This window comes from Micromonospora sp. CNZ303, from assembly GCF_004345505.1.
The window spans coordinates 256,850-276,431 of record NZ_SLVT01000001.1; the positions used below are offsets into that span (position 1 = coordinate 256,850).

Genomic DNA, 19,582 nt, shown 5'->3' on the forward strand with positions numbered 1-19,582 from the left:
CATTGCCGTACCTCCGGCAGTCGGGGCGTCGTGGTGGTCATCGCCGCACCTCCGGCATGCCCAGCGTGACCGGCTGCCGGCCCTCGCCGGCCTGCGCGGGGCCCACCGGGACCGGCTGGCCCCGTTCGCGCGCGAACGTGATGGACGGGTCGGGCACCCCGGGGGCGTTGACGAAGGAGTCGAACCGGCGCAGCCGGACCGGGTCCTCCAGCACGTCGCGCCACTCGTCGGAGTAGGAGTCGACGTGCCGGGCCATCGCGGCGTCGAGTTCGGCGCACAGGCCGAGGGAGTCGTCCACGATCACCGCGCGGAGGTGGTCGAGCCCGCCCTCCATCGCCTCGATCCAGGCGGCGGTGCGTTGCAGCCGGTCGGCGGTGCGGATGTAGTACATCAGGAACCTGTCGATGAGCTGGACCAGTGCCTCCGTCGACAGGTCGGTGGCGAAGAGGTCGGCGTGCCGGGGCCGGAAGCCGCCGTTGCCGCCGACGTAGAGGTTCCAGCCGGTCTCGGTGGCGATGATGCCGAAGTCCTTGCTGCGTGCCTCGGCGCACTCGCGGGCGCAGCCCGACACCGCCGACTTGATCTTGTGAGGACCGCGCAGTCCCCGGTAGCGCAGCTCCAGGGCGACGGCCAGCCCGACCGAGTCCTGCACCCCGTACCGGCACCAGGTCTCGCCGACGCAGGACTTCACCGTGCGCAGCGCCTTGCCGTACGCGTGGCCGGACTCGAAGCCGGCGTCGACCAGCCGGCGCCAGATCTGCGGAAGCTGGTCGACCCGGGCCCCGAACAGGTCGATCCGCTGCCCGCCGGTGATCTTCGTGTAGAGCTGGAAGTCCCGGGCCACCTCGCCGATCACGATGAGCTTCTCCGGGGTGATCTCGCCGCCGGGTATCCGGGGCACCACGGAGTAGCTGCCGTCGCGTTGCAGGTTGGCCAGGAAGTGGTCGTTGGTGTCCTGCAACGACGCCTGCTCCCCGTCCAGCACGTGGCCGGTGCCGAGGGAGGCGAGGATCGAGGCGACCACCGGCTTGCAGATGTCGCAGCCGCGGCCCCGCCCGTGCTCGGCGACGAGCTGCGAGAAGGTGCGGATGCCGCGTACGCGCACGATGTCGAAGAGTTCCTGCCGGCTGGCGTCGAAGTGCTCGCAGAGCGCCGTGGACTGCCGCACCCCGGCCGCGTCGAGGAGCTGCTTGAGCATCGGCACGCAGGAGCCGCAGCTCGTCCCCGCCCGGGTGCACGCCTTCAGCGCCGGCACGTCCGCGCAGCCGCCGGCGATCGCCGTGTCGATGTCGGCGCGGGTCACCGCGTTGCAGGAACAGACCTGCGCGGTGGCGGGCAGCGCGCCGGCGCCCGCGCCCGCCGCGCCCTCGGGGGCGAGCAGCGCCAGCGGCGGCGCGGGCAGCGGGCCGCCGACGCTGGCCCGCAGCGTCGGGTACGCGCTCGCGTCGCCGACCAGCACCCCGCCGAGCAGGGTCTGCGCGTCGTCGGAGAGGACCAGCTTGGCGTAGACCCGGGTGGCCGGGTCGGTGAACGTCACGTCGAGGCAGCCCGGCGTCGTGCCGTGCGCGTCGCCGAACGAGGCCACGTCCACGCCGAGCAGCTTCAGCTTGGTGGCGGTGTCCGCGCCGGGGAAGGTGGCCGCTCCGCCGACCAGCCGGTCGGCGACGACCTCGGCCATGGCGTACCCGGGGGCGACCAGGCCGTGGCAGACGCCGTCGACCGCCGCGCACTCGCCGACCGCCCAGATCCGCTCGTCGGCGGTACGGCAGGCGCCGTCGACCAGCACGCCGCCGCGCGGTCCCAGGGCGAGCCCGGCCGCCCGGGCCAACTCGTCGCGGGGCCGGATGCCCGCCGCGACCACCACCAGGTCGGCGTCGAGCACGGTCCCGTCCGCCAGTTCCAGCCCGGCGACCGTGCCGTCCGGGCCGGGTCGGACGGCGGTGGTGGCCACGCCCAGGCGGGTGGCGACGCCCAGCTCGTCGACGTACCGGCGGAGCATTGCGCCACCGGCCGTGTCCACCTGCACGGGCATCAGCCGGGGCGCGAACTCCACCACGCTGGTGTCCAGCCCGAGCAGCCGCAGCGCGTTCGCCGCCTCCAGTCCGAGCAGCCCGCCGCCGATCACCGCCCCGGTGCGCCGGCCGCGCGCGTGCTCCCGGATCGCCTCCAGGTCGTCCAGCGTCCGGTAGACGAACACCCCGGGCAGGGACGCGCCGGCCACCGGCGGCACGAACGCGGACGAGCCGGTGGCCAGCACCAGCGCGTCGTACGGGTGCTCGCCGGTCGCGGTGCGTACCAGCCGCCGCTCCCGGTCGATCGCCGTCGCCGGCTCGCCCAGGCGCAGCTCCACCCCGTCGTCGGGGGTGTGCAGGTTCAGCTCCTCGGCGCCCACGCCGTCGAAGAACGCCGAGAGCCGCACCCGGTCGTACGCCGGGCGGCTCTCCTCGGCGAGCACGGTGACCCGCCACCGCCCCCCGGGGTCACGGGCGCGCAGCGCGTCGACGAAGCGCTGCCCCACCATGCCGTTGCCGACGACCACCAGCCTGCTGATTCGCTCGCTCATGACGGCACTCCGCTCCGCTGCGTGCCGCCATGAGGCTTCACCGCACTGAGCCTGATGATTCGCTCGCTTTGCTCGCTCATGACCCCACCTCCGCCGAATCCACCTCGGACAGCCAGCCGACGATGCCGGCGACCGCGTCCCGGCAGCCGCCGCACCCGGTGCCGGCCCGGGTCGCGTCGACCACGGCGTCGACGGTCCGGGCCCCGGCACGCCAGCAGCCCACCAGCGCTCCCTTGCTGACGTCGTTGCACTGGCAGACGGTCGCCGCGTCCGGCATCAGCGCCGGCGTCGCGGCCGGCGCCGATGCCGCCGCGCCGAACGCCCGGCCGAGCAGCAGCGAGCGCCGGTCGGCCGGCACCGGCTGGCCCCGGTCGAAGAGCTGGATGACCGTGCCGACCGCCGGGTTGTCGCCGAGCAGGATCGCGGCGGTCAGCCGCTCGTCGTGGATGCGCAGCCGGGCGTACGTGCCCCGGGACGGGTCGGCGAAGGTCAGCTCCTCGCCGGCCCCGCCGTCGCCCGGGTCACCCATGGCGGCGAGGTCGATGCCGGCCGCCTTGAGCCGGGTCACCGCCGGCCGGGGCCGGTAGCGGGCCTGCGGGTCCTCCCCGGTGAGCACCTGCGCCACCACCCGGGCCTGCGCCCACGCCGGGGCGACCAGCCCGGTGAGGTTGCCGTCGTGCTGGGCGCAGTCGCCGACCGCCGAGATCCGCGGGTCGCCGGTGCGCAGCCGGTCGTCGACCAGCACACCCCGCTCCACGGCCAGCCCGGCCGCGCGGGCGAGGGCGGTGTCGGGGCGTACCCCGCAGGAGAGGACCAGCAGGTCGGCGGTGAGCGAGCGGCCGTCGGCCAGGTCGAGGCGTACCCCGTCGGCGTCCGCGACCACCCCGGTGGCCGCGACGGCCAGGTGGGTGGTCACCCCGAGGCCCGCGAGCGTGCCGGCCAGGACGGCCGCGCCGGCCGGGTCGAGCTGCCGCTCCATCAGGTACGGCACCGGGTGCACCACGCCCACGTCGAGGCCCCGGGCGGCGAGCCCGCGGGCCGCCTCCAGCCCGAGCAGCCCGCCGCCGAGCACCAGGGCGCTGCGCGCGCCGCCGGCCACGGCGAGGATCCGCCGGCAGTCGTCCAGCGTGCGGAACGGCACCACCCGCTCCGGCAGCCCGGGCCCGTCCAGCCCGGGCAGCGGCGGCACCACGGCCCGGCTGCCGGTGGCGAGCACCAGATGGTCGTACGCGATGCGGTCGCCGTCGTCGGTGCGGACCGTGCCGGTGGCGCGGTCGATGGCGGTGACCGTCACCCCCGTACGCAGGTCGACGCCCTGCCCGGCGGCCTCGGCCAGCTCCACGTCCGGCTCGCCGATCTTGCCCGCCAGCAGGGTGGAGAGCATGATCCGGTTGTACGCCCGGTGCTGCTCCGCGCCGAGCACGGTGACCTTCCGGCCCCCGCCCCGGGCGTGCAGCTCGCCGGCCAGCCGCGAACCGGCCATCCCGTTCCCGACGATCACCACGCGCTCGCTCATGGTTCGTCCACCCTCTCCAGCCGGACGGCGCAGATCTTGAACTCCGGCATCCCGGAGACCGGGTCGACGGCGTCGTTGGTGACCGAGTTGGCCCGCGCGGCGCCGCCCCAGTGGAACGGCGCGAAGACGGTGTCCGGCCGGATCGCGGTGCTGAACCGGGCGGGCGCGCAGAACTCGCCCCGGCGGGAGACCACCCGCACCGGCTCGCCGTCGTCGACGCCCAGCCGCGCGCCGAGATCGGGGTGCAGCTCGACGAACGCGTCCGGGGCGGCCCGGCGCAGCGCGGCGACCCGGCGGGTCTGCGTGCCCGACTGGTACTGCGCGAGCACCCGGCCGGTGGTGAAGTGCAGCGGGTACTCGGCGCACACCTCCTCGACCGCCGGCCGGTGCTCCACCGCGTGGAACCGGGCCCGCCCGTCGGGGGTGGGGAAGCGGTCGGCGAAGAGCCGGGGGGTGTCCGGGCCGTCCTCGGCCGGGCAGGGCCAGAACACCCCGTCGCGTTCGTCGATCCGCTCCCAGCTCACCCCCGCGTAGTCGGCGATCCCACCGGCCGAGGCCCGCCGCAGCTCCGCGAACACGACCCGCGGGTCGCTGGCGTCCGCCCCACCCCGCCCGGGAGGTGTAAGGAAGGGCACCTTCATATCGGATTCTGTATAGGAAGGTTCCCTTCCTTGCGCCTGGAGGCGGGCGGTGAGGTCGGCGAGGATCTCCAGGTCGGTACGGACGCCGGGCGGCGGCGGGCGCAGTGCGCGGCGGCGTAGCACCCGGCCCTCCAGGTTGGTCATCGTGCCGTCCTCCTCGGCCCACTGGGCGGTGGGCAGCACCACGTCGGCCAGCGCGGCGGTCTCGGAGAGCAGGAAGTCGGCGACCACCAGCAGGTCGAGATCGCGCAGCCGGCCCTCGATCCGGGCGGCCCGGGGCGCGGAGACCACCGGGTTGGAGCCGAAGACCAGCAGCGCCTTCGGCCCGGCGGGCGTGCCCAGCGAGTCCAGCAGCTCGTACGCCGGCACGCCCGGCCCGGGCAGGTCCTCGGCCGGCACCCCCCAGACCCCGGCGACGTGCTCCCGGGCGGCCGGGTCGTCGATTTTGCGGTAGCCGGGGAGCTGGTCGGCCTTCTGTCCGTGCTCCCGCCCGCCCTGCCCGTTGCCCTGCCCGGTGAGGCAGCCGTAGCCGGAGCCGGGGCGGCCGGGCAGCCCGAGGGCGAGCGCCAGGTTGACGAAGGCGGTGACGGTGTCGACGCCCTTGGCGTGCTGCTCGGCGCCCCGCGCGGTCAGGATGATCACGCGTTCGGCGGTGCCGAGGGCCCGGGCGGTCGCCTCCAGGTCGGCCACCGGCACCCCGGAGAGCGCCTCGGCGCGGGCCGGCCACCAGCCGGCCACGCCGCGACGGACCGCCTCGAAGCCGGTGGTACGGGCGGCCACGTACTCCCGGTCGACCCAACCCTCGGTGAGCGCGACGTGCAGCAGCGCGTTGGCCACCGCCAGGTCGGTGCCGGGCAGGGGTTGCAGGTGCAGGTCGGCCTGGCGGGCGGTGGCGGTGACCCGGGGGTCGACCACGATCAGCCGACCACCGCGTTCGCGCTGCGCGGTCAGCCAGCGCACCAGCGGGGGCATGGTCTCCGCGGGGTTCGCGCCGACCAGCAGCAGCGTGTCGGCCCGGCCCAGGTCGGCCAGCGGGAACGGCAGCCCCCGGTCGATGCCGAAGGCGCGCATCCCGGCAGCCGCCGCCGAGGACATGCAGAACCGTCCGTTGTAGTCGATGTGCCTCGTACGCAGTGCCACGCGGGCGAACTTCCCCAGCGCGTACGCCTTCTCGTTGGTTAGCCCGCCGCCGCCGAAGACGGCGACCGCGTCGCGGCCGTGTCCCTGCTGGACGGCGCGCAGGCCGGTGACGACCCGGTCGAGGGCGGCGGCCCAGCTCGCCGGGCGCAGCTCGCCGGCCTGGTCGCGCAGCAGCGGGGTGGTCAGCCGCTCGGGGTGGTCGAGCAGTTCGGCGGCGGTCCAGCCCTTCTGGCAGAGGCCGCCCCGGTTGGTGGGGAACTGCCGGGGCAGCACCGTCGCCCGGCCGGCCTCCTCGCGCAGCGTCATCCCGCACTGGAGAGCGCAGTACGGGCAGTGCGTCGCCACCTCCCGGGGCGCCCGCCCCGGTCCGGTCGCCGCGTGTGCACCGTCTGTCATGTCGGCAAAGCGTGCCGGCGGGCGGTTTCCGGTCCGGGTCCCGTCTGTTTCGGTCCTGTCAAGAGCCGTTCACACCGCACGCGGGCACCGGACCGGCTCGCGTGTTTACAATATGGGAAAACTATCCTGATATTTGGGAGGCGCGATGAGCGTGGCCGAGGCCTTCGACGCGGTGGCGGGCAGCTACGACGAGGCCCGCCGGCGTCTGGTGCCCTGCTTCGACGCCTTCTACGGCACCGCCGTCGAAGTGGCCGCGCCGCCGCTGCGGGCGGCGCTCGCCTCGGGGCGTACCCCGGAGGTGCTGGACCTGGGCGCGGGCACCGGGCTGCTGTCGCTGCTGCTCGCGGCGGCGGTGCCGGGGGTCCGGCTGACCCTGGTCGACGCCGCGCCGGCCATGCTCGCCGTCGCCGCCGACCACCTGCGGTCCCGCGGCGTCGCGCACCGGACGGTCCGGGCCGACCTGGCGGGGGAGTTGCCCGCCGGCCGCTACGACGCCGTGGTCAGCGCGCTGGCCATCCACCACCTCGACGACGCGGGCAAGCGCGCGCTCTACCGGCGGGTGCCGGCGGCGCTGGCCCCCGGCGGCGTCTTCGTCAACGCCGAGCAGGTCGCCGGCCCCACCCCGGCGCTCGACCGGCGGTACCACGAGGTGTGGCTGGGGCAGGTCGCGGCGCTGGGCTCCGACGCCGACGAGATCGCCGCGGCCGAGGGCCGGATGGCGTACGACCGGCCGGCGCCGGTCGCCGCGCAGTGCCGCTGGCTGGCCGAGGCTGGCCTGGTCGACGTCGACTGCTTCTTCAAGCAGTGGCGGTTCGCCGTGTTCGGCGGTCGGCGTGGACCCGACGCCGAGCCTGCCGGCTGACCACCCCGCCCAGCGGGAGGCGGTGGGTATGTCGGGTTGGGCGGTCGGTGGTGAGCGGGATGACTGGCGGTCATACCGCTGGGTAGTCTCCACGGCATGACTGCCAAGGTGACCCTGTCGTTCTCGGACGAGACGATCGAGGAGGCCCGGCGGTTCGCCAAGCGCGAAGGGCTCTCCCTGTCGGCGTGGATGGACCAGGCGGCCCGGGAGAAGGCGCTGCGCGAGGTCTTCACCGCGCACGCCGCCGCCGTCGGCCGGGCCGGGCTCGACCTCGAAGCCGCCGCTCTCGCTGACGCCCGCGAGGTGGGCATGGTCGACGACGCGCTCTTCGGTGGGCGCCCGCGTGCTGCGTAGGGGCGAGGTCTGGCGCATCGACGGCGCCCGGGAACGGCTCGGACTGGTGGTCAGCTCCGACGTCTACAACTCCACCGACGTGCCGATCGTGATCGTCGTCGAGGTGGTCGAGGAGGCGCTGCTGCGCGACTCGCCCCTGGCGGTGCCGATGGGCGCGTACGTGGTGATGCCCGACCGGATCTCCTCGCCGATGAAGAAGTGGTTCACCGAGTGCGTGGACGTCGCCGACACCGGGACCATGCTCAGGGTCGGCCGGGCGCTGCGCATCCTCCAGGAACTCTGACATCTCACCGGCGGCATCCGCCCCCGGTGCGGTCTCCGTTTCCCGCCCGACCCGCGACGGGCACCGTCGGGTAACGCCCGATTCCTAGCGTTCCTCCACGTCGCACCCGACGAGGAGGAGTCGCCGTGAGCACACTGGCCCCCACCACACCCCCGGCCGAGGCCGTTGCGCCGGTCGCCGGCCGCCGGCACCGCATCGACGACTGGCGGCCCGAGGACCCCGAGTTCTGGCGTACGACCGGGGCGCCGGTCGCCCGCCGCAACCTCCGGGTCTCGATCTTCGCCGAGCACGTGGGCTTCTCGGTGTGGAGCCTCTGGTCGGTGACGGTGCTCTTCCTCGGCCCCGAGTACGGCATCGACCCGGCGGGGAAGTTCCTGCTCACCGCCGTGCCGGCTGCCCTCGGGGCGGCGCTGCGGCTGCCCTACACGCTGGCCGTGGCGCGCTTCGGCGGGCGGACCTGGACGATCGTCAGCGCGCTGCTGCTGCTCGTCCCGGCCGTGCCGATGACGGTGCTGCTGGAGCCGGGCGTCTCCTACTCCACCCTGATGGTGCTGGCCTGCCTGACCGGCGTGGGTGGGGGCAACTTCGCCTCCTCGATGGCGAACATCAACCTGTTCTATCCGCAGCGGCTCAAGGGCCGGGCGCTCGGGCTCAACGCCGGCGGCGGCAACCTCGGCGTGCCGGCGGTGCAGCTGGTCGGCCTGGCGGTGCTGGCGACGGCGGGGGCCGCGTACCCCCGGCTGGTGCCGGCGGTCTACCTGCCGCTGATCGTGCTGGCCGCGCTCGCCGCGGCGCGCGGGTTGGACGACATCTCCGGGGCGCGCAACGAGCCCGGCGCGCTGCGTGAGGCGGCCCGCGACCCGCACACCTGGATCATGTCGCTGCTCTACGTCGGCACCTTCGGCTCGTTCATCGGCTTCTGCTTCGCCTTCGGTCAGGTTCTCCAGCTCCAGTTCGCCGAGCGCTTCCCGACCCCGGTCGACGCCGCCTGGCTCACCTTCCTCGGCCCGCTGGTCGGCTCGCTGATCCGGCCGGTCGGCGGGCACCTCGCCGACCGCCTCGGCGGGGCCCGGGTGACCTTCTGGAACTTCGTCGCGATGGCGGCCGGCGCCTCGTTGGTGCTCCACGCCGCCCGGGAGCGGTCGTTCGGGCTCTACCTGCTCGGCTTCCTGTCGCTCTTCGTCTTCTCCGGAATCGGCAACGGCTCGACCTACAAGATGATCCCGGCGATCTTCCGGGCCCGGGCGACGGCGGAGGTGGCCGCCGGTCGGCGGGAGGCGGTCGCGGCGCAGCGTCGGGCCGGGCGGATGACCGGCTCGGTGATCGGCATCGCCGGGGCGGTCGGGGCCTCCGGCGGGGTGCTGGTGAACATCGCCTTCCGGCAGTCGTTCCTGACGGGAGGTAGCGCGGACGCGGCGTACGTCGCCTTCATCGTCGCGTACGCGCTCTGTTTCGGGGTGACCTGGCTGGCCTACCTGCGGCCGGGTCCGCGCCGGCTGACCGGCGTGTGACCGCCGCCATGTATCCTCGGGGGGCCAGGCGGGGGCGGTACCCCGTTTTGACCTGCCGACGGGGCGGCGGGTATCGTTGCCTGCTGTTGTACGACATCCAGAGGCGTGCCGCCTGAGGTACGCTTGGTCGTTCGTGCGCGCCCGGTAACCTCGGCGCGCGACCCCAGACCGACGACGAGACAAGGTATACCTGTGCGTACGTACAGCCCGAAGCCGGGTGAGATCGAGCGTCAGTGGCACGTCATCGACGCCTCTGATGTCGTGCTGGGCCGCCTGGCCACCCACGCCGCCACGCTGCTGCGCGGCAAGCACAAGCCGACTTTCGCGCCGCACGTCGACACGGGCGACTTCGTCGTCATCGTGAACGCGGGCAAGGTCGCGCTGACCGGCAACAAGCGTCACACCAAGGTCGCCTACCGCCACTCCGGCTACCCGGGCGGTCTTAAGCAGGTCGGCTACGACGAGCTGCTGACCAAGCGTCCCGAGCGGGCCATCGAGCTGGCCGTCAAGGGCATGCTCCCGCACAACAAGCTCGGCCGTCAGCTCATCAAGAAGCTGAAGGTCTACGCCGGTGCCGAGCACCCGCACGGCGCGCAGCAGCCGGTGCCGTTCGAGATCAAGCAGATCGCGCAGTGAGCGCGGGCGAAGGAAACAGCATGACCGACATCACCGAGACCGAGGTTGCCCCCGAGGAGGCCACCGAGGCGCCGGCGCCCGTCGCCCGCGCGCCGCGTGGTGACCGCCCGATCCAGACCGTGGGTCGGCGCAAGGAGGCCATCGTCCGGGTGCGCATCGTCCCCGGCAGCGGCAAGATCACGTGCAACGGCCGGGACCTCGAGGCCTACTTCCCGAGCAAGGTGCACCAGCAGCTGATCAAGGACCCGCTGGTCACCGCCGAGAAGCCGGAGGCCTTCGACGTCATCGCCAACCTGCGTGGCGGCGGCACCACCGGTCAGGCCGGCGCGCTGCGCCTGGCCATCGCCCGGGCCCTGATCGTCAGCGAGCCGGACGACCGTCCCGCGCTGAAGAAGGCCGGCTTCCTCACCCGGGACGCCCGGGTCAAGGAAAGCAAGAAGTACGGCCTCAAGAAGGCCCGTAAGGCTCCCCAGTACTCGAAGCGCTGATCATCAGCGGCGCGTTGTACTTCTGACGGACGGCCGGGTTCACCTCCCCTCGACGGGAGGTGGCCCGGCCGTTTGCCTTTCCTGGACCGTTTCATCGGAGGTTGGCGGGTATGGGCCGGTTGTTCGGCACGGACGGCGTACGCGGGCGGGCGAACGCGGATCTCACGCCTGAGTTGGCGCTGGCGGTGGCGGTCGCCGCCGCCCACACGCTCGCCGAGTCGGACCGGAGCCATCCCCCGCTGGCCGTGGTCGGGCGGGACACCCGGGCCAGCGGCGAGATGCTGGAGGCGGCCGTGGTCGCCGGGCTCACCAGCGCCGGCGCCAACGTGGTCCGGGTGGGCGTGCTGCCCACCCCGGCCGTGGCGTTCCTCACCGCCGAGGCCAAGGCCGACCTCGGCGTGATGCTCTCCGCCTCGCACAACCCGATGCCCGACAACGGGATCAAGCTCTTCGCCGCCGGCGGGCACAAGCTGCCGGACGACATCGAGATGCGGATCGAGGCGGCCGTCGAGGCGAACGCCACCACCGCCTGGGAGCGGCCGGTCGGCGCCGGCGTCGGCCGGGTGCACGACCTGCTCGACGGCGCGGACCACTACGTGCAGCACCTGATCGGCACCCTGCCGCACCGCCTCGACGGCCTCAAGGTCGTGGTCGACTGCGCCAACGGCGCGGCGGCCGAGGTGGCGCCTGTGGTGTACCGGGAGGCCGGGGCCGAGGTCGTCGCCATCTACGCCGAGCCGGACGGCCTCAACATCAACGACGAGTGCGGCTCCAACCACCTTGAGGCCCTGCGGGCCGCGGTGGTCGAGCACGGCGCGCACCTCGGCATCGCCCACGACGGCGACGCCGACCGCTGCGTCGCGGTGACCGCCGACGGCGACGAGGTCGACGGCGACCAGGTGATGGCGATCCTCGCGCTCGCCATGCGGGAGGCCGGCACGCTCACCGACGACACCCTGGTCGCCACGGTGATGAGCAACCTCGGCCTGCGGCTGGCCATGTCCGCGCAGGGCATCCGCCTCCTGGAGACCAAGGTCGGCGACCGGTACGTGCTGGAGGAGCTGCGCGCGTCCGGCCTCGCGCTGGGCGGCGAGCAGAGCGGGCACATCGTGATGCCCGCGTACGCCACCACGGGCGACGGCGTGCTGACCGGGCTGCACCTGATGTCCCGGCTGGCCGCCACCGGCAAGTCCCTCGCGGAGCTGGCCGCCGTGGTGACCAGGCTGCCGCAGGTGCTGATCAACGTCCCCGTCGGCGACCGTACGGTCGGCGCGGCCGCGCCCGCCGTCCGGGCCGAGGTCGAGCGGGCCGAGGCGGAGCTGGGCGAGACCGGCCGGGTGCTGCTGCGCCCGTCCGGCACCGAGCCGCTGGTCCGCGTCATGGTCGAGGCGGCCACCGAGCAGGTCGCCCGCAGCGTCGCCGAGCGCATCGCCGAGCAGGTCCGCACCGCCAGCCCGACCGCCTGACCTCTCGCATCGGCCCGGGCCCCGGCGGGTCTACAGGCGCAGGCCGGCGGCCCGCCGGAAGGTGGCTGCCGGGTCCTCGCCGTCGGTGAGGTTCACGTCCTCGACGATCCGCCCGTCGCCGAGGCGGATCAGCCGGTCGCACCGGGCGGCCACCGCCCGCTCGTGGGTGGCGAGCAGGACGGTCATGCCGTGCCGGTCGCGCAGGTCCAGCAGCAGGTCGAGGATCTGCCCGCCGGTGGTCGAGTCGAGGTTGCCGGTCGGCTCGTCGGCGAGCAGCAGCCCGGGGGAGCCCATCAGCGCCCGGGCGATCGCGACCCGCTGCTGCTGGCCGCCGGAGAGCTGGGCCGGCAGGGCCCGCTCCCGCCCGGCGAGGCCGACCGCGTCGAGCAGCTCCCGGGCCCGGGCGGCATGGTCGGCCCGCCCCCGGCGGGGCAGCACCGGCACGACCACGTTGTCCAGCACGGTGAGCGCGGGCAGCAGGTGGTAGCGCTGGAAGACGAAGCCGACCCGCTGCCGGTACCGGGTCAGGGCCGAGCGGCCGAGCGCGGTGATCTCCTGCTCGTCCACGGTGATCGTGCCGGCGTCCACCTGCTCGATCGCGCCGATCATGTGCAGCAGCGTCGACTTCCCGGAGCCGCTGGGCCCGGTCAGCGCCACCACCGCCCCGGCCGGGATCTCCAGGGACACGTCGTCGACCGCCGTCACCTGCTGCGGGCCGGCCCCGAAGCGCCGGACCAGCCCGGCGATGCGGACCGTGCTGCCCGTCGTCGTCTCCATCGTCACTCCTCCGCGAGCAGTCGGGCGGTCGGCAGCCGGCGCAGCAGCGCGGCCGGGACCAGGGCGGCCACCGAGGTGACCAGGACACCGGCCGCCGCCACCGACGCGGCGACCGCGACCAAGGTGCCGGGCAGGGCGCCGACCAGCCAGGCCGCCCCGGCCAACCCGAGGCCGGCGCCGGTGACCGCGCCGAGCAGACCCAGGGCCAGCCCCTCGTAGGCGATGAGGCGGCCCAGTGCGGCGTCGCTCCAGCCGACCGCGCGCAGGGTGGCCAGCTCGGCGGCCCGGTCCCGGATGTTCAGGTAGAGCACGTCGGCGACGGCGGCGGCGCCGAGCAGCACCGTCGCGACGGCCGCCATGGTGTCCGCGCCCCGCACGCTCAGCGACACCGTGTCACCGAGCAGGCTGCCGACGATGGCGCCGCGGAACGCGTATCCGGCGGCGGCGACCAGGGTCAGCGCGGCCACCCCGATGGCCAGCGCGCCGGCCCCGAGCAGGGTGCGGCCGGGCGTACGCGCCAGGTTGGCGAGGGCCAGGCCGATTAGGGTGCGCGGCCGGCGTACCCACCGGGCCGTCGCCACCGCCGGGCGCAGCGCGGCGGCCGGGTGGGCGCGCGCTGCCCGCAGGGCCGGCGTCAGGCCCGCGACCAGCGCCAGCAACAGCGCCACCGGTACGGCCAGCAGCGCCCGCCGCCACCCCACGTCGATGCCGAGCGCGGCGCCGAGCGGGACGGCCAGCGCCAGCGCGAGCAGACCGGCGGCCAGCCCGAGGGCGGCGACCTCGCCGAGGATCAGCGCGCCGATCCGCCGGGCGGGCCAGCCCAGGCAGGCGAGCACCGCCAGCTCGGACCGGCGGTCCCGGACGGCGGCGGCGACCGCGTTGCCGAGGAAGAGCGCGCAGACCACCAGCACCAGTACGAACAGCGCGACGCTCTTGCGGTCCACCGCCTTCGTGATCACCGAGGCGACCCCGAGCGCCGACCACTCCTCGGTCAGCAGCAGCGCCGGCCGGCCGAACGACCCGGCGGGCAGCTCCACGGCCTGCGGGGCGGGCGACGAGCCGAGGGTGATGTCGACGTCGAGCCCGGTGACCAGGGCGATCCGCTCGGCGACCAGCCGGACCTGCTCGGCGGCGCGGTCGCTGTAGCCGCCCACGTCGGCGACCCGGACCCGGATCGCGCTGATCGGGGCGGCGAGCTGCGGACTGCCGCCGCCCGCCAGCAGCTTCGGCACGCTGGCGAGGCTGGTCAGCAGCAGCGGCGGGGCGGAGAGGTGACCGGCCGGGTTGCCGCCCGGCTCCAGCGCACGGCCGCCCAGGGCGTCCCGGCTGGCGGCGTCCGCGCCCTGCGCCGTCGGCGGCTCGTACGTCTCCAGCGGCACCCGCCCGAGGTCGCTGAAGCCGGTCAGCTTCGCCGGGTCGAAGACCCCCACGGCCCGCCAGCTCCGGTACAGCAGGTTACGTGGATTCCCCTTCTTCAGCGGGAGCTTGCGCAGCGACCGTGCTCCGGTGTCGTCGGCCAGCCACGGACGCGGGAACGGGTTGAACGCGGTCTGGTCGCCGTACACCTCCGGATCGGTCGCCGGGAGCGCGCCGACCCGCAGCGTGCCGTCGGGCAGCCGGTCGTACCGCGTCGGGCCGGCCTGGACCATCGCCTGGAGCTGGCCGAAGCAGCAGCCGGTCGGGGAGACGCCTGCGGCGAGCCGGGCGCGCCAGCCGGAGGCGACGTCGTGGCGAGCTTCGCCGGCGGGGAGCTCGGGGCCGCGCCGCAGGGCCCGCTCCAGCTCGGCGAGTTCGACACCGGCGGGGCGGGCCGCGGGCAGCCGGGTGAAGCTGGCGCGCAGCTCCTCGTCGACGAAGGGGCGACTGGTCGCGAGCACCGGCACGGTGTGCAACTCATCCGAGTCGATGTGCTTGATGGTCGTCGTGTCGTCCGGGCCGAGCGCCCGCCCGTCGACCACCGCTCGGCCTAGGCCCACGAGGCGGTCCTCGGCGGCCGGGTCCACGGCGGCGAGCAGGAGCGGCACCGTCAGGCTGACCGCGATCCGCAGCCGGTCCGAGGTGGACGAGGGGTCCGACCCCGCGTCGGGGAAGACGCCCCCGCCGGCCTCGAAGCGGCCGTCGGGGAGCAGCCGTACGGCCACCAGCGACCACTCCTCCCGTTCGGAGTACGCGCCCGGGCTGCCCAGGACGGCCCGGGGATCGCAGACGGCCCGGGTGCTGCCGTCGGGCAGCACCTCGCGGGGCTCGGCCCACCCGCACGGGGCCCACGGATAGCTGCGCCCGTCGGTGTACTGCGTGGCGTCGCTGGCCTGGGGCACGTCGGTGCGGGGGTAGATCAGCGGGTGGGTGGTGACGTACACGAAACGGGGCCGGCCCGGCGCGCCGGAGAGGCCGCGCTCGGCGACGAACCGGGGATCGACGCGGATGACCTGCCGGTCGAGCGAGCGGTCGACGGCGTCGGTCAGGTCCAGCGGGGTCGGCACGGGTGCGGTGGAGTATCCGAGCATCGCGATGGGGGCGGCGACGTCCACCCCGGTGACCGCCTTCACCTGGTCGTACTGCGCGGTGGTGATGCCGCCGAAGAGCCCGGAGAGGTAGTTGGGCTGGACCAGCCGGCGTTCGGCCTCCAGCGGGGTTCGCGTGCCCTTCGGGCGGACCAGGATGTCGTAGGCGGCGTCGGTGTTCCGCTCGACGGAGCCCGTGACGTCGAGGCGGGAGGTGGTGGTGGCGCCGGTCAGCACGACGAACCCGGTGGTCGCCACCAGTACGCCGAGCAGCAGCGCCACCGACCGTCCCGCACGGCCGCGAAGCTGTCTCCAGATGATGTCGAACATGTCGCGCCTCCCCGTGTGCTGAGCACACTGTGCGCGATACATTGTGACAATGCAAGGCCCGGCGGCGGTGAGCCCCGGGTCGGATCGGAGTAGACGGTGGCGATACAGCACGCGGTCCTGGCCCTGCTCGTCGGCGGGCCCAGCTACGGATACGAGCTGAAGGGCGCCTTCGAGGAGGCGGTCGGCCCGCAGTGGGGGCCGCTCAACATCGGGCACCTCTACCAGATCCTCGACCGGCTCTCCCGCGACGGCCTGGTGGTGGCCGAGCGGCAGCCCCAGCCGGTCAAGCCCGACCGGGTGGTCTACGAGATCACCCCGGAGGGCCGGGCCGAGCTGGCGCGCTGGCTCGGCGAGCCCAGCCCGCGCAGCGGCGGGTTCCGGGACGACTTCTTCCTCAAGGTGACCGCCGCGGCCCGCTCCGGCGAGCCGGCCACCGTACGCGCGGTGCTCGGCAACCAGCGCGGTCACCTGATGCGGGAGCTGCGCAACCTCGACGGGCTGCGCCGCCAGGCCGACGACCCCGTGGTCGGCCTGCTGCTCTCGGCGGCGAGTCGACACGTCGAGGCCGACCTGGCCTTCGTCGACGACGCCGAGCAGGTGCTGCTCGCCGACGGCGGCGCGGCGCTCGCCCGGCTCCGGGTGCCCCGCTCGGAGGCGGCGTCGCAGGAGCGGGGGACCGGCCCGACCCGGGCGGCTGGCTGACGCTCAGGCGTACGCGTCGACCCGCCCGACCCGACCCGACTCGGCGCGGCCCGACCCGGCGTGGACGGCGCGCGGCCGGCCGCGGGAGGCTCAGGTCGCGGACAGCCGGCGCAGCCGGGTGACGGCCTCGGTCAGCACGTCGGGGCGCTTGCAGAAGGCGAAGCGGATCAGGTGCCGACCGGCCTCGGCGTCGTCGTAGAAGACCTGCGTCGGCACGGCGACCACCCCGCACCGCCCGGGCAGGGACCGGCAGAACTCCACCCCGTCCCGCCCGCCCAGCGCGCCGACGTCGGCGGTCACGAAATAGGTGCCCTCCGGCGCGAGCACCTCGAACCCGGCGTCGGTGAGCCCGCCGACGAGCTGGTCGCGGCGGGCCTGCATGCCGTCGCGGAAGTCGGCGAAGTAGTCGTCCGGCAGGGCCAGCGCCACCGCGACCGCCGGCTGGAGCGGCGCGGCGTTGACGAAGGTCAGGAACTGCTTCACCCGCAGCACCGCCGAGACCAGCGCCGCCGGCCCGCTCACCCAGCCGACCTTCCAGCCCGTGCAGGAGAACGTCTTGCCGGCCGACGAGATGCGCAGCGTCCGCTCCCGCATGCCGGGCAGCGTGGCCAGCGGGACGTGCGGGGTGGACGCGTCGGTGAAGACCAGGTGCTCGTACACCTCGTCGGTCACCGCGTACGCGCCGTGCTCCCGGCACAGCTCGGCGACCAGGGCCAGCTCGTCGGGGGTGAAGACCTTGCCGGTCGGGTTGTGCGGCGAGTTGAGCAGCACCAGCCGGGTGCGCGGGCCGAACGCGGCGCGCAGGGCGGCCGGGTCGAAGGCGTACCGGCCGTCGGCGGCGGGACGCAGCGTGACCGGGCGCCGGACCGCGCCGGCCAGCGCGATCGAGGCGGCGTACGAGTCGTAGTAGGGCTCGAAGCAGACGACCTCGTCGCCCGGCTCGCAGAGCCCGAGGATCGCCGCCGCGATCGCCTCGGTGGCGCCCGCCGTCACCACGATCTCGCCGTCCGGGTCGTACTCCAGCCCCCAGAACCGGCGCTGGTGCGCCGCCACCGCCGCGCGCAACGCCGGGACGCCCGGGCCCGGCGGGTACTGGTTCTGCCCGGTGCGCAGCGCCTCCGCGGCGGCGGCCAGCATCTCCGGCGGCCCGTCGGTGTCGGGGAAGCCCTGGCCGAGGTTGACCGCGCCGGTGCGCACGGCGAGGGCGGACATCTCGGCGAAGACGGTCGTCCCGAACGGGCGCATCCGGGCCACCAGCGGATCCACGTCGGCGGTCGTCACGCCCGCCAGCCTACGGACTCCCGGCGCGGCTTCAACCCCTGCCGAGCGCGGCCCCGACCGCCCGGGATCGTCGCCGGCAGCACCGTCGCCCGGCGGAGCTATGTCACGGAGAGTGCCGCTTCCCCTCCGATCGCTCAAGTTGGGTGATCGTTTACCCGGCTTTCGCGCACGCGCGATGAGTGAAACTAGGTTAGGCTGCGGGACATGTGTGGAATCGTTGGTTACGCCGGCGCGCGCCCGGCGCTCGGCATCGTGCTCGACGGACTGCGGCGGCTGGAATACCGCGGCTACGACTCGGCCGGCGTCGCCATCGTCTGCGACGGCGCGCTGCTGACCGAGAAGAAGGCCGGCAAGCTGGCCAACCTGGAGAAGGTGCTCTCCGAGCGGGCCGCCGAGGATCCCACCTCCTGCGCGGCCAGCCCGATCGGCATCGGCGACGGCACCACCGGCATCGGGCACACCCGCTGGGCAACCCACGGCGGTCCGACCGACCGCAACGCCCACCCGCACCTGGCCCCCGACGGCCGCGTCGCCGTGATCCACAACGGCATCATCGAGAACTTCGCGAAGCTGCGCGCCGAGCTGGAGGCCGACGGCGTCCAGTTCACCAGCGACACCGACACCGAGTGCGCCGCGCACCTGCTCTCCGCCGCGCTGGCCGACCTGCGCGCCGCCGGCCATCCCGACGGGCCGCAGCTGCTCGCCGCCGGCATGCGGGTGGTCTGCCAGCGGCTGGAGGGCGCGTTCACGCTGCTCGCCGTCGACGCCGCGGTGCCCGGCGCGGTGGTCGGCGCCCGGCGCAACTCGCCGCTCGTCGTCGGGCGGGGCGACGGGGAGAACTACCTGGCCAGCGACGTGGCCGCGTTCATCGAGCACACCCGGGAGGCGGTGGAGCTCGGCCAGGACCAGATCGTCCTGATCACCGGCGACACCATCGAGATCACCGACTTCGCCGGCCAGCCCGCCAGCGGCAAGGACTTCCACATCGACTGGGACTCCTCCGCCGCCGAGAAGGGCGGCTACGACTGGTTCATGCTCAAGGAGATCGAGGAGCAGCCGCAGGCCATCGCGGACACGCTGCTCGGCCGGCTCACCGACTCCGGCGAGATCATGCTCGACGAGGTCCGCCTCAGCGACCAGGACCTGCGCGACGTCGACAAGATCTTCATCGTCGCCTGCGGCACCGCGTACCACTCCGGTCTGGTCGCCAAGTACGCCATCGAGCACTGGACCCGGATCCCCTGCGAGGTGGAGCTGGCCAGCGAGTTCCGCTACCGCGACCCGGTCCTCGACCGGTCCACGCTGATCGTGGTGATCTCGCAGTCCGGCGAGACGATGGACACCCTGATGGCGCTGCGGCACGCCAAGGAGCAGAAGGCGCGCGTCCTGGCCATCTGCAACACCAACGGCTCGACCATCCCCCGGGAGTCCGACGCGGTCCTCTACACCCACGGCGGGCCGGAGATCGCCGTCGCGTCCACCAAGGCGTTCCTCACCCAGCTCGTCGCCTGCTACCTGATCGGCCTGCACCTGGCGCAGGTGCGCGGCATCAAGTTCGCCGACGAGGTGGCCGCCGTGGTCGCCCAGCTCCAGGAGATGCCGGGCAAGCTGCGCGAGCTGCTGGACCGGATCGAGCCCGTCCGCGAGCTGGCCCGCGACCTTAAGGCCGAGCCGACCGTGCTCTTCATCGGCCGGCACGTGGGCTACCCGGTGGCCCTGGAGGGCGCGCTCAAGCTCAAGGAGCTGGCGTACATGCACGCCGAGGGCTTCGCCGCCGGCGAGCTGAAGCACGGCCCGATCGCGCTGATCGACAAGGGCACCCCGGTGATCTGCATCGTGCCGTCCCCGGTCGGCCGGGGCATGCTGCACGACAAGGTGGTCTCCAACATCCAGGAGGTACGCGCGCGCGGCGCCCGGACGATCGTGATCGCGGAGGAGGGCGACGAGGCGGTCGTCCGCTACGCCGACCACCTGATCCGCGTGCCGCGTACGCCGACGCTGCTCGCGCCGCTGGTCACCACCGTGCCGTTGCAGGTCCTGGCGGCCGAGATCGCCGCCGCCCGGGGGCACGACGTGGACCAGCCCCGCAACCTGGCGAAGTCGGTCACGGTCGAGTAGGCCGCCCGACGACG

The 19,582-nt window shown here is 74.3% G+C and carries 14 protein-coding genes and 2 pseudogenes; 9 read left to right on the top strand and 7 right to left on the bottom strand.

Annotation, left to right across the window (positions count from 1 at the left end; translation table 11 throughout):
* Positions 1-37 precede the first annotated feature (37 nt).
* From nirB to EV374_RS01335, 4 genes and pseudogenes are all read right to left on the bottom strand, one after another.
* Positions 38-2,563 carry a nitrite reductase large subunit NirB gene (gene nirB, locus EV374_RS01325; RefSeq protein ID WP_132230928.1) on the bottom strand — a complete coding sequence of 842 codons (2,526 nt, stop codon included), beginning with the start codon at positions 2,561-2,563 and terminating at the stop codon, positions 38-40.
* Between the two features lie 76 nt (positions 2,564-2,639).
* Positions 2,640-4,079, bottom strand: a complete 1,440-nt coding sequence (locus EV374_RS01330) for an FAD-dependent oxidoreductase (RefSeq protein WP_132230929.1) — start codon at positions 4,077-4,079, stop codon at positions 2,640-2,642.
* A pseudogene (locus EV374_RS33160) lies at positions 4,076-4,675 on the bottom strand (molybdopterin oxidoreductase family protein); the annotation flags it as partial. The gene EV374_RS01330 and the pseudogene EV374_RS33160, both read right to left, overlap by 4 nt.
* 83 nt (positions 4,676-4,758) lie before the next feature.
* A pseudogene (locus EV374_RS01335) lies at positions 4,759-6,256 on the bottom strand (molybdopterin oxidoreductase family protein); the annotation flags it as partial.
* A gap of 145 nt (positions 6,257-6,401) precedes the next feature.
* Here EV374_RS01335 and EV374_RS01340 point away from each other — a divergent pair.
* The 7 genes from EV374_RS01340 (at position 6,402) to glmM (ending at position 11,856) form a co-directional block, all read left to right on the top strand.
* Positions 6,402-7,118 carry a class I SAM-dependent methyltransferase gene (locus tag EV374_RS01340; protein ID WP_132230931.1) on the top strand — a complete coding sequence of 239 codons (717 nt, stop codon included), beginning with the start codon at positions 6,402-6,404 and terminating at the stop codon, positions 7,116-7,118.
* 96 nt (positions 7,119-7,214) lie between these two features.
* The gene (locus EV374_RS01345; protein ID WP_132230932.1) at positions 7,215-7,472 is read left to right on the top strand and encodes a DUF6364 family protein; all 258 of its coding nucleotides are present in this window, start codon (positions 7,215-7,217) and stop codon (positions 7,470-7,472) included.
* Positions 7,450-7,755, top strand: coding sequence for a hypothetical protein (locus tag EV374_RS01350; RefSeq protein ID WP_207913792.1), 306 nt, complete (start codon positions 7,450-7,452; stop codon positions 7,753-7,755). The genes EV374_RS01345 and EV374_RS01350 overlap by 23 nt, the downstream gene beginning before the upstream one ends.
* Before the next feature lie 125 nt (positions 7,756-7,880).
* On the top strand, positions 7,881-9,266 hold the full coding sequence (locus EV374_RS01355) for an MFS transporter (protein WP_132230934.1): 1,386 nt from the start codon (positions 7,881-7,883) through the stop codon (positions 9,264-9,266).
* Positions 9,267-9,458: 192 nt separating this feature from the next.
* Positions 9,459-9,902 carry a 50S ribosomal protein L13 gene (rplM, locus tag EV374_RS01360; protein WP_088998398.1) on the top strand — a complete coding sequence of 148 codons (444 nt, stop codon included), beginning with the start codon at positions 9,459-9,461 and terminating at the stop codon, positions 9,900-9,902.
* 20 nt (positions 9,903-9,922) lie between these two features.
* Positions 9,923-10,390 (top strand): 30S ribosomal protein S9, encoded by a 468-nt coding sequence (gene rpsI, locus EV374_RS01365; protein ID WP_121399850.1) that lies wholly within the window; start codon positions 9,923-9,925, stop codon positions 10,388-10,390.
* A gap of 110 nt (positions 10,391-10,500) precedes the next feature.
* Positions 10,501-11,856 (top strand): phosphoglucosamine mutase, encoded by a 1,356-nt coding sequence (gene glmM / locus EV374_RS01370; protein ID WP_132230935.1) that lies wholly within the window; start codon positions 10,501-10,503, stop codon positions 11,854-11,856.
* Positions 11,857-11,886: 30 nt separating this feature from the next.
* Here the strand turns inward: glmM and EV374_RS01375 are convergent, their stop codons facing one another.
* The gene (locus EV374_RS01375; protein ID WP_132230936.1) at positions 11,887-12,633 is read right to left on the bottom strand and encodes an ABC transporter ATP-binding protein; all 747 of its coding nucleotides are present in this window, start codon (positions 12,631-12,633) and stop codon (positions 11,887-11,889) included.
* Positions 12,634-12,635: 2 nt separating this feature from the next.
* On the bottom strand, positions 12,636-15,467 hold the full coding sequence (locus EV374_RS01380) for an FtsX-like permease family protein (protein ID WP_132230937.1): 2,832 nt from the start codon (positions 15,465-15,467) through the stop codon (positions 12,636-12,638).
* A gap of 96 nt (positions 15,468-15,563) precedes the next feature.
* Between EV374_RS01380 and EV374_RS01385 the strand changes: the two genes are divergently transcribed.
* Positions 15,564-16,169: a helix-turn-helix transcriptional regulator gene (locus tag EV374_RS01385; protein ID WP_132230938.1), complete on the top strand. Its 606-nt coding sequence runs from the start codon at positions 15,564-15,566 to the stop codon at positions 16,167-16,169.
* A 90-nt stretch (positions 16,170-16,259) separates the two neighbouring features.
* On the opposite strand, the gene EV374_RS01390 is transcribed toward EV374_RS01385, so the two are convergent.
* Positions 16,260-17,450, bottom strand: coding sequence for a pyridoxal phosphate-dependent aminotransferase (locus EV374_RS01390; RefSeq protein WP_132230939.1), 1,191 nt, complete (start codon positions 17,448-17,450; stop codon positions 16,260-16,262).
* Positions 17,451-17,654: 204 nt separating this feature from the next.
* On the opposite strand from EV374_RS01390, the gene glmS reads away from it, so the two are divergent.
* Complete coding sequence (gene glmS / locus EV374_RS01395; protein WP_132230940.1) at positions 17,655-19,568, top strand: glutamine--fructose-6-phosphate transaminase (isomerizing); 1,914 nt, start codon at positions 17,655-17,657, stop codon at positions 19,566-19,568.
* Positions 19,569-19,582: the final 14 nt, after the last annotated feature.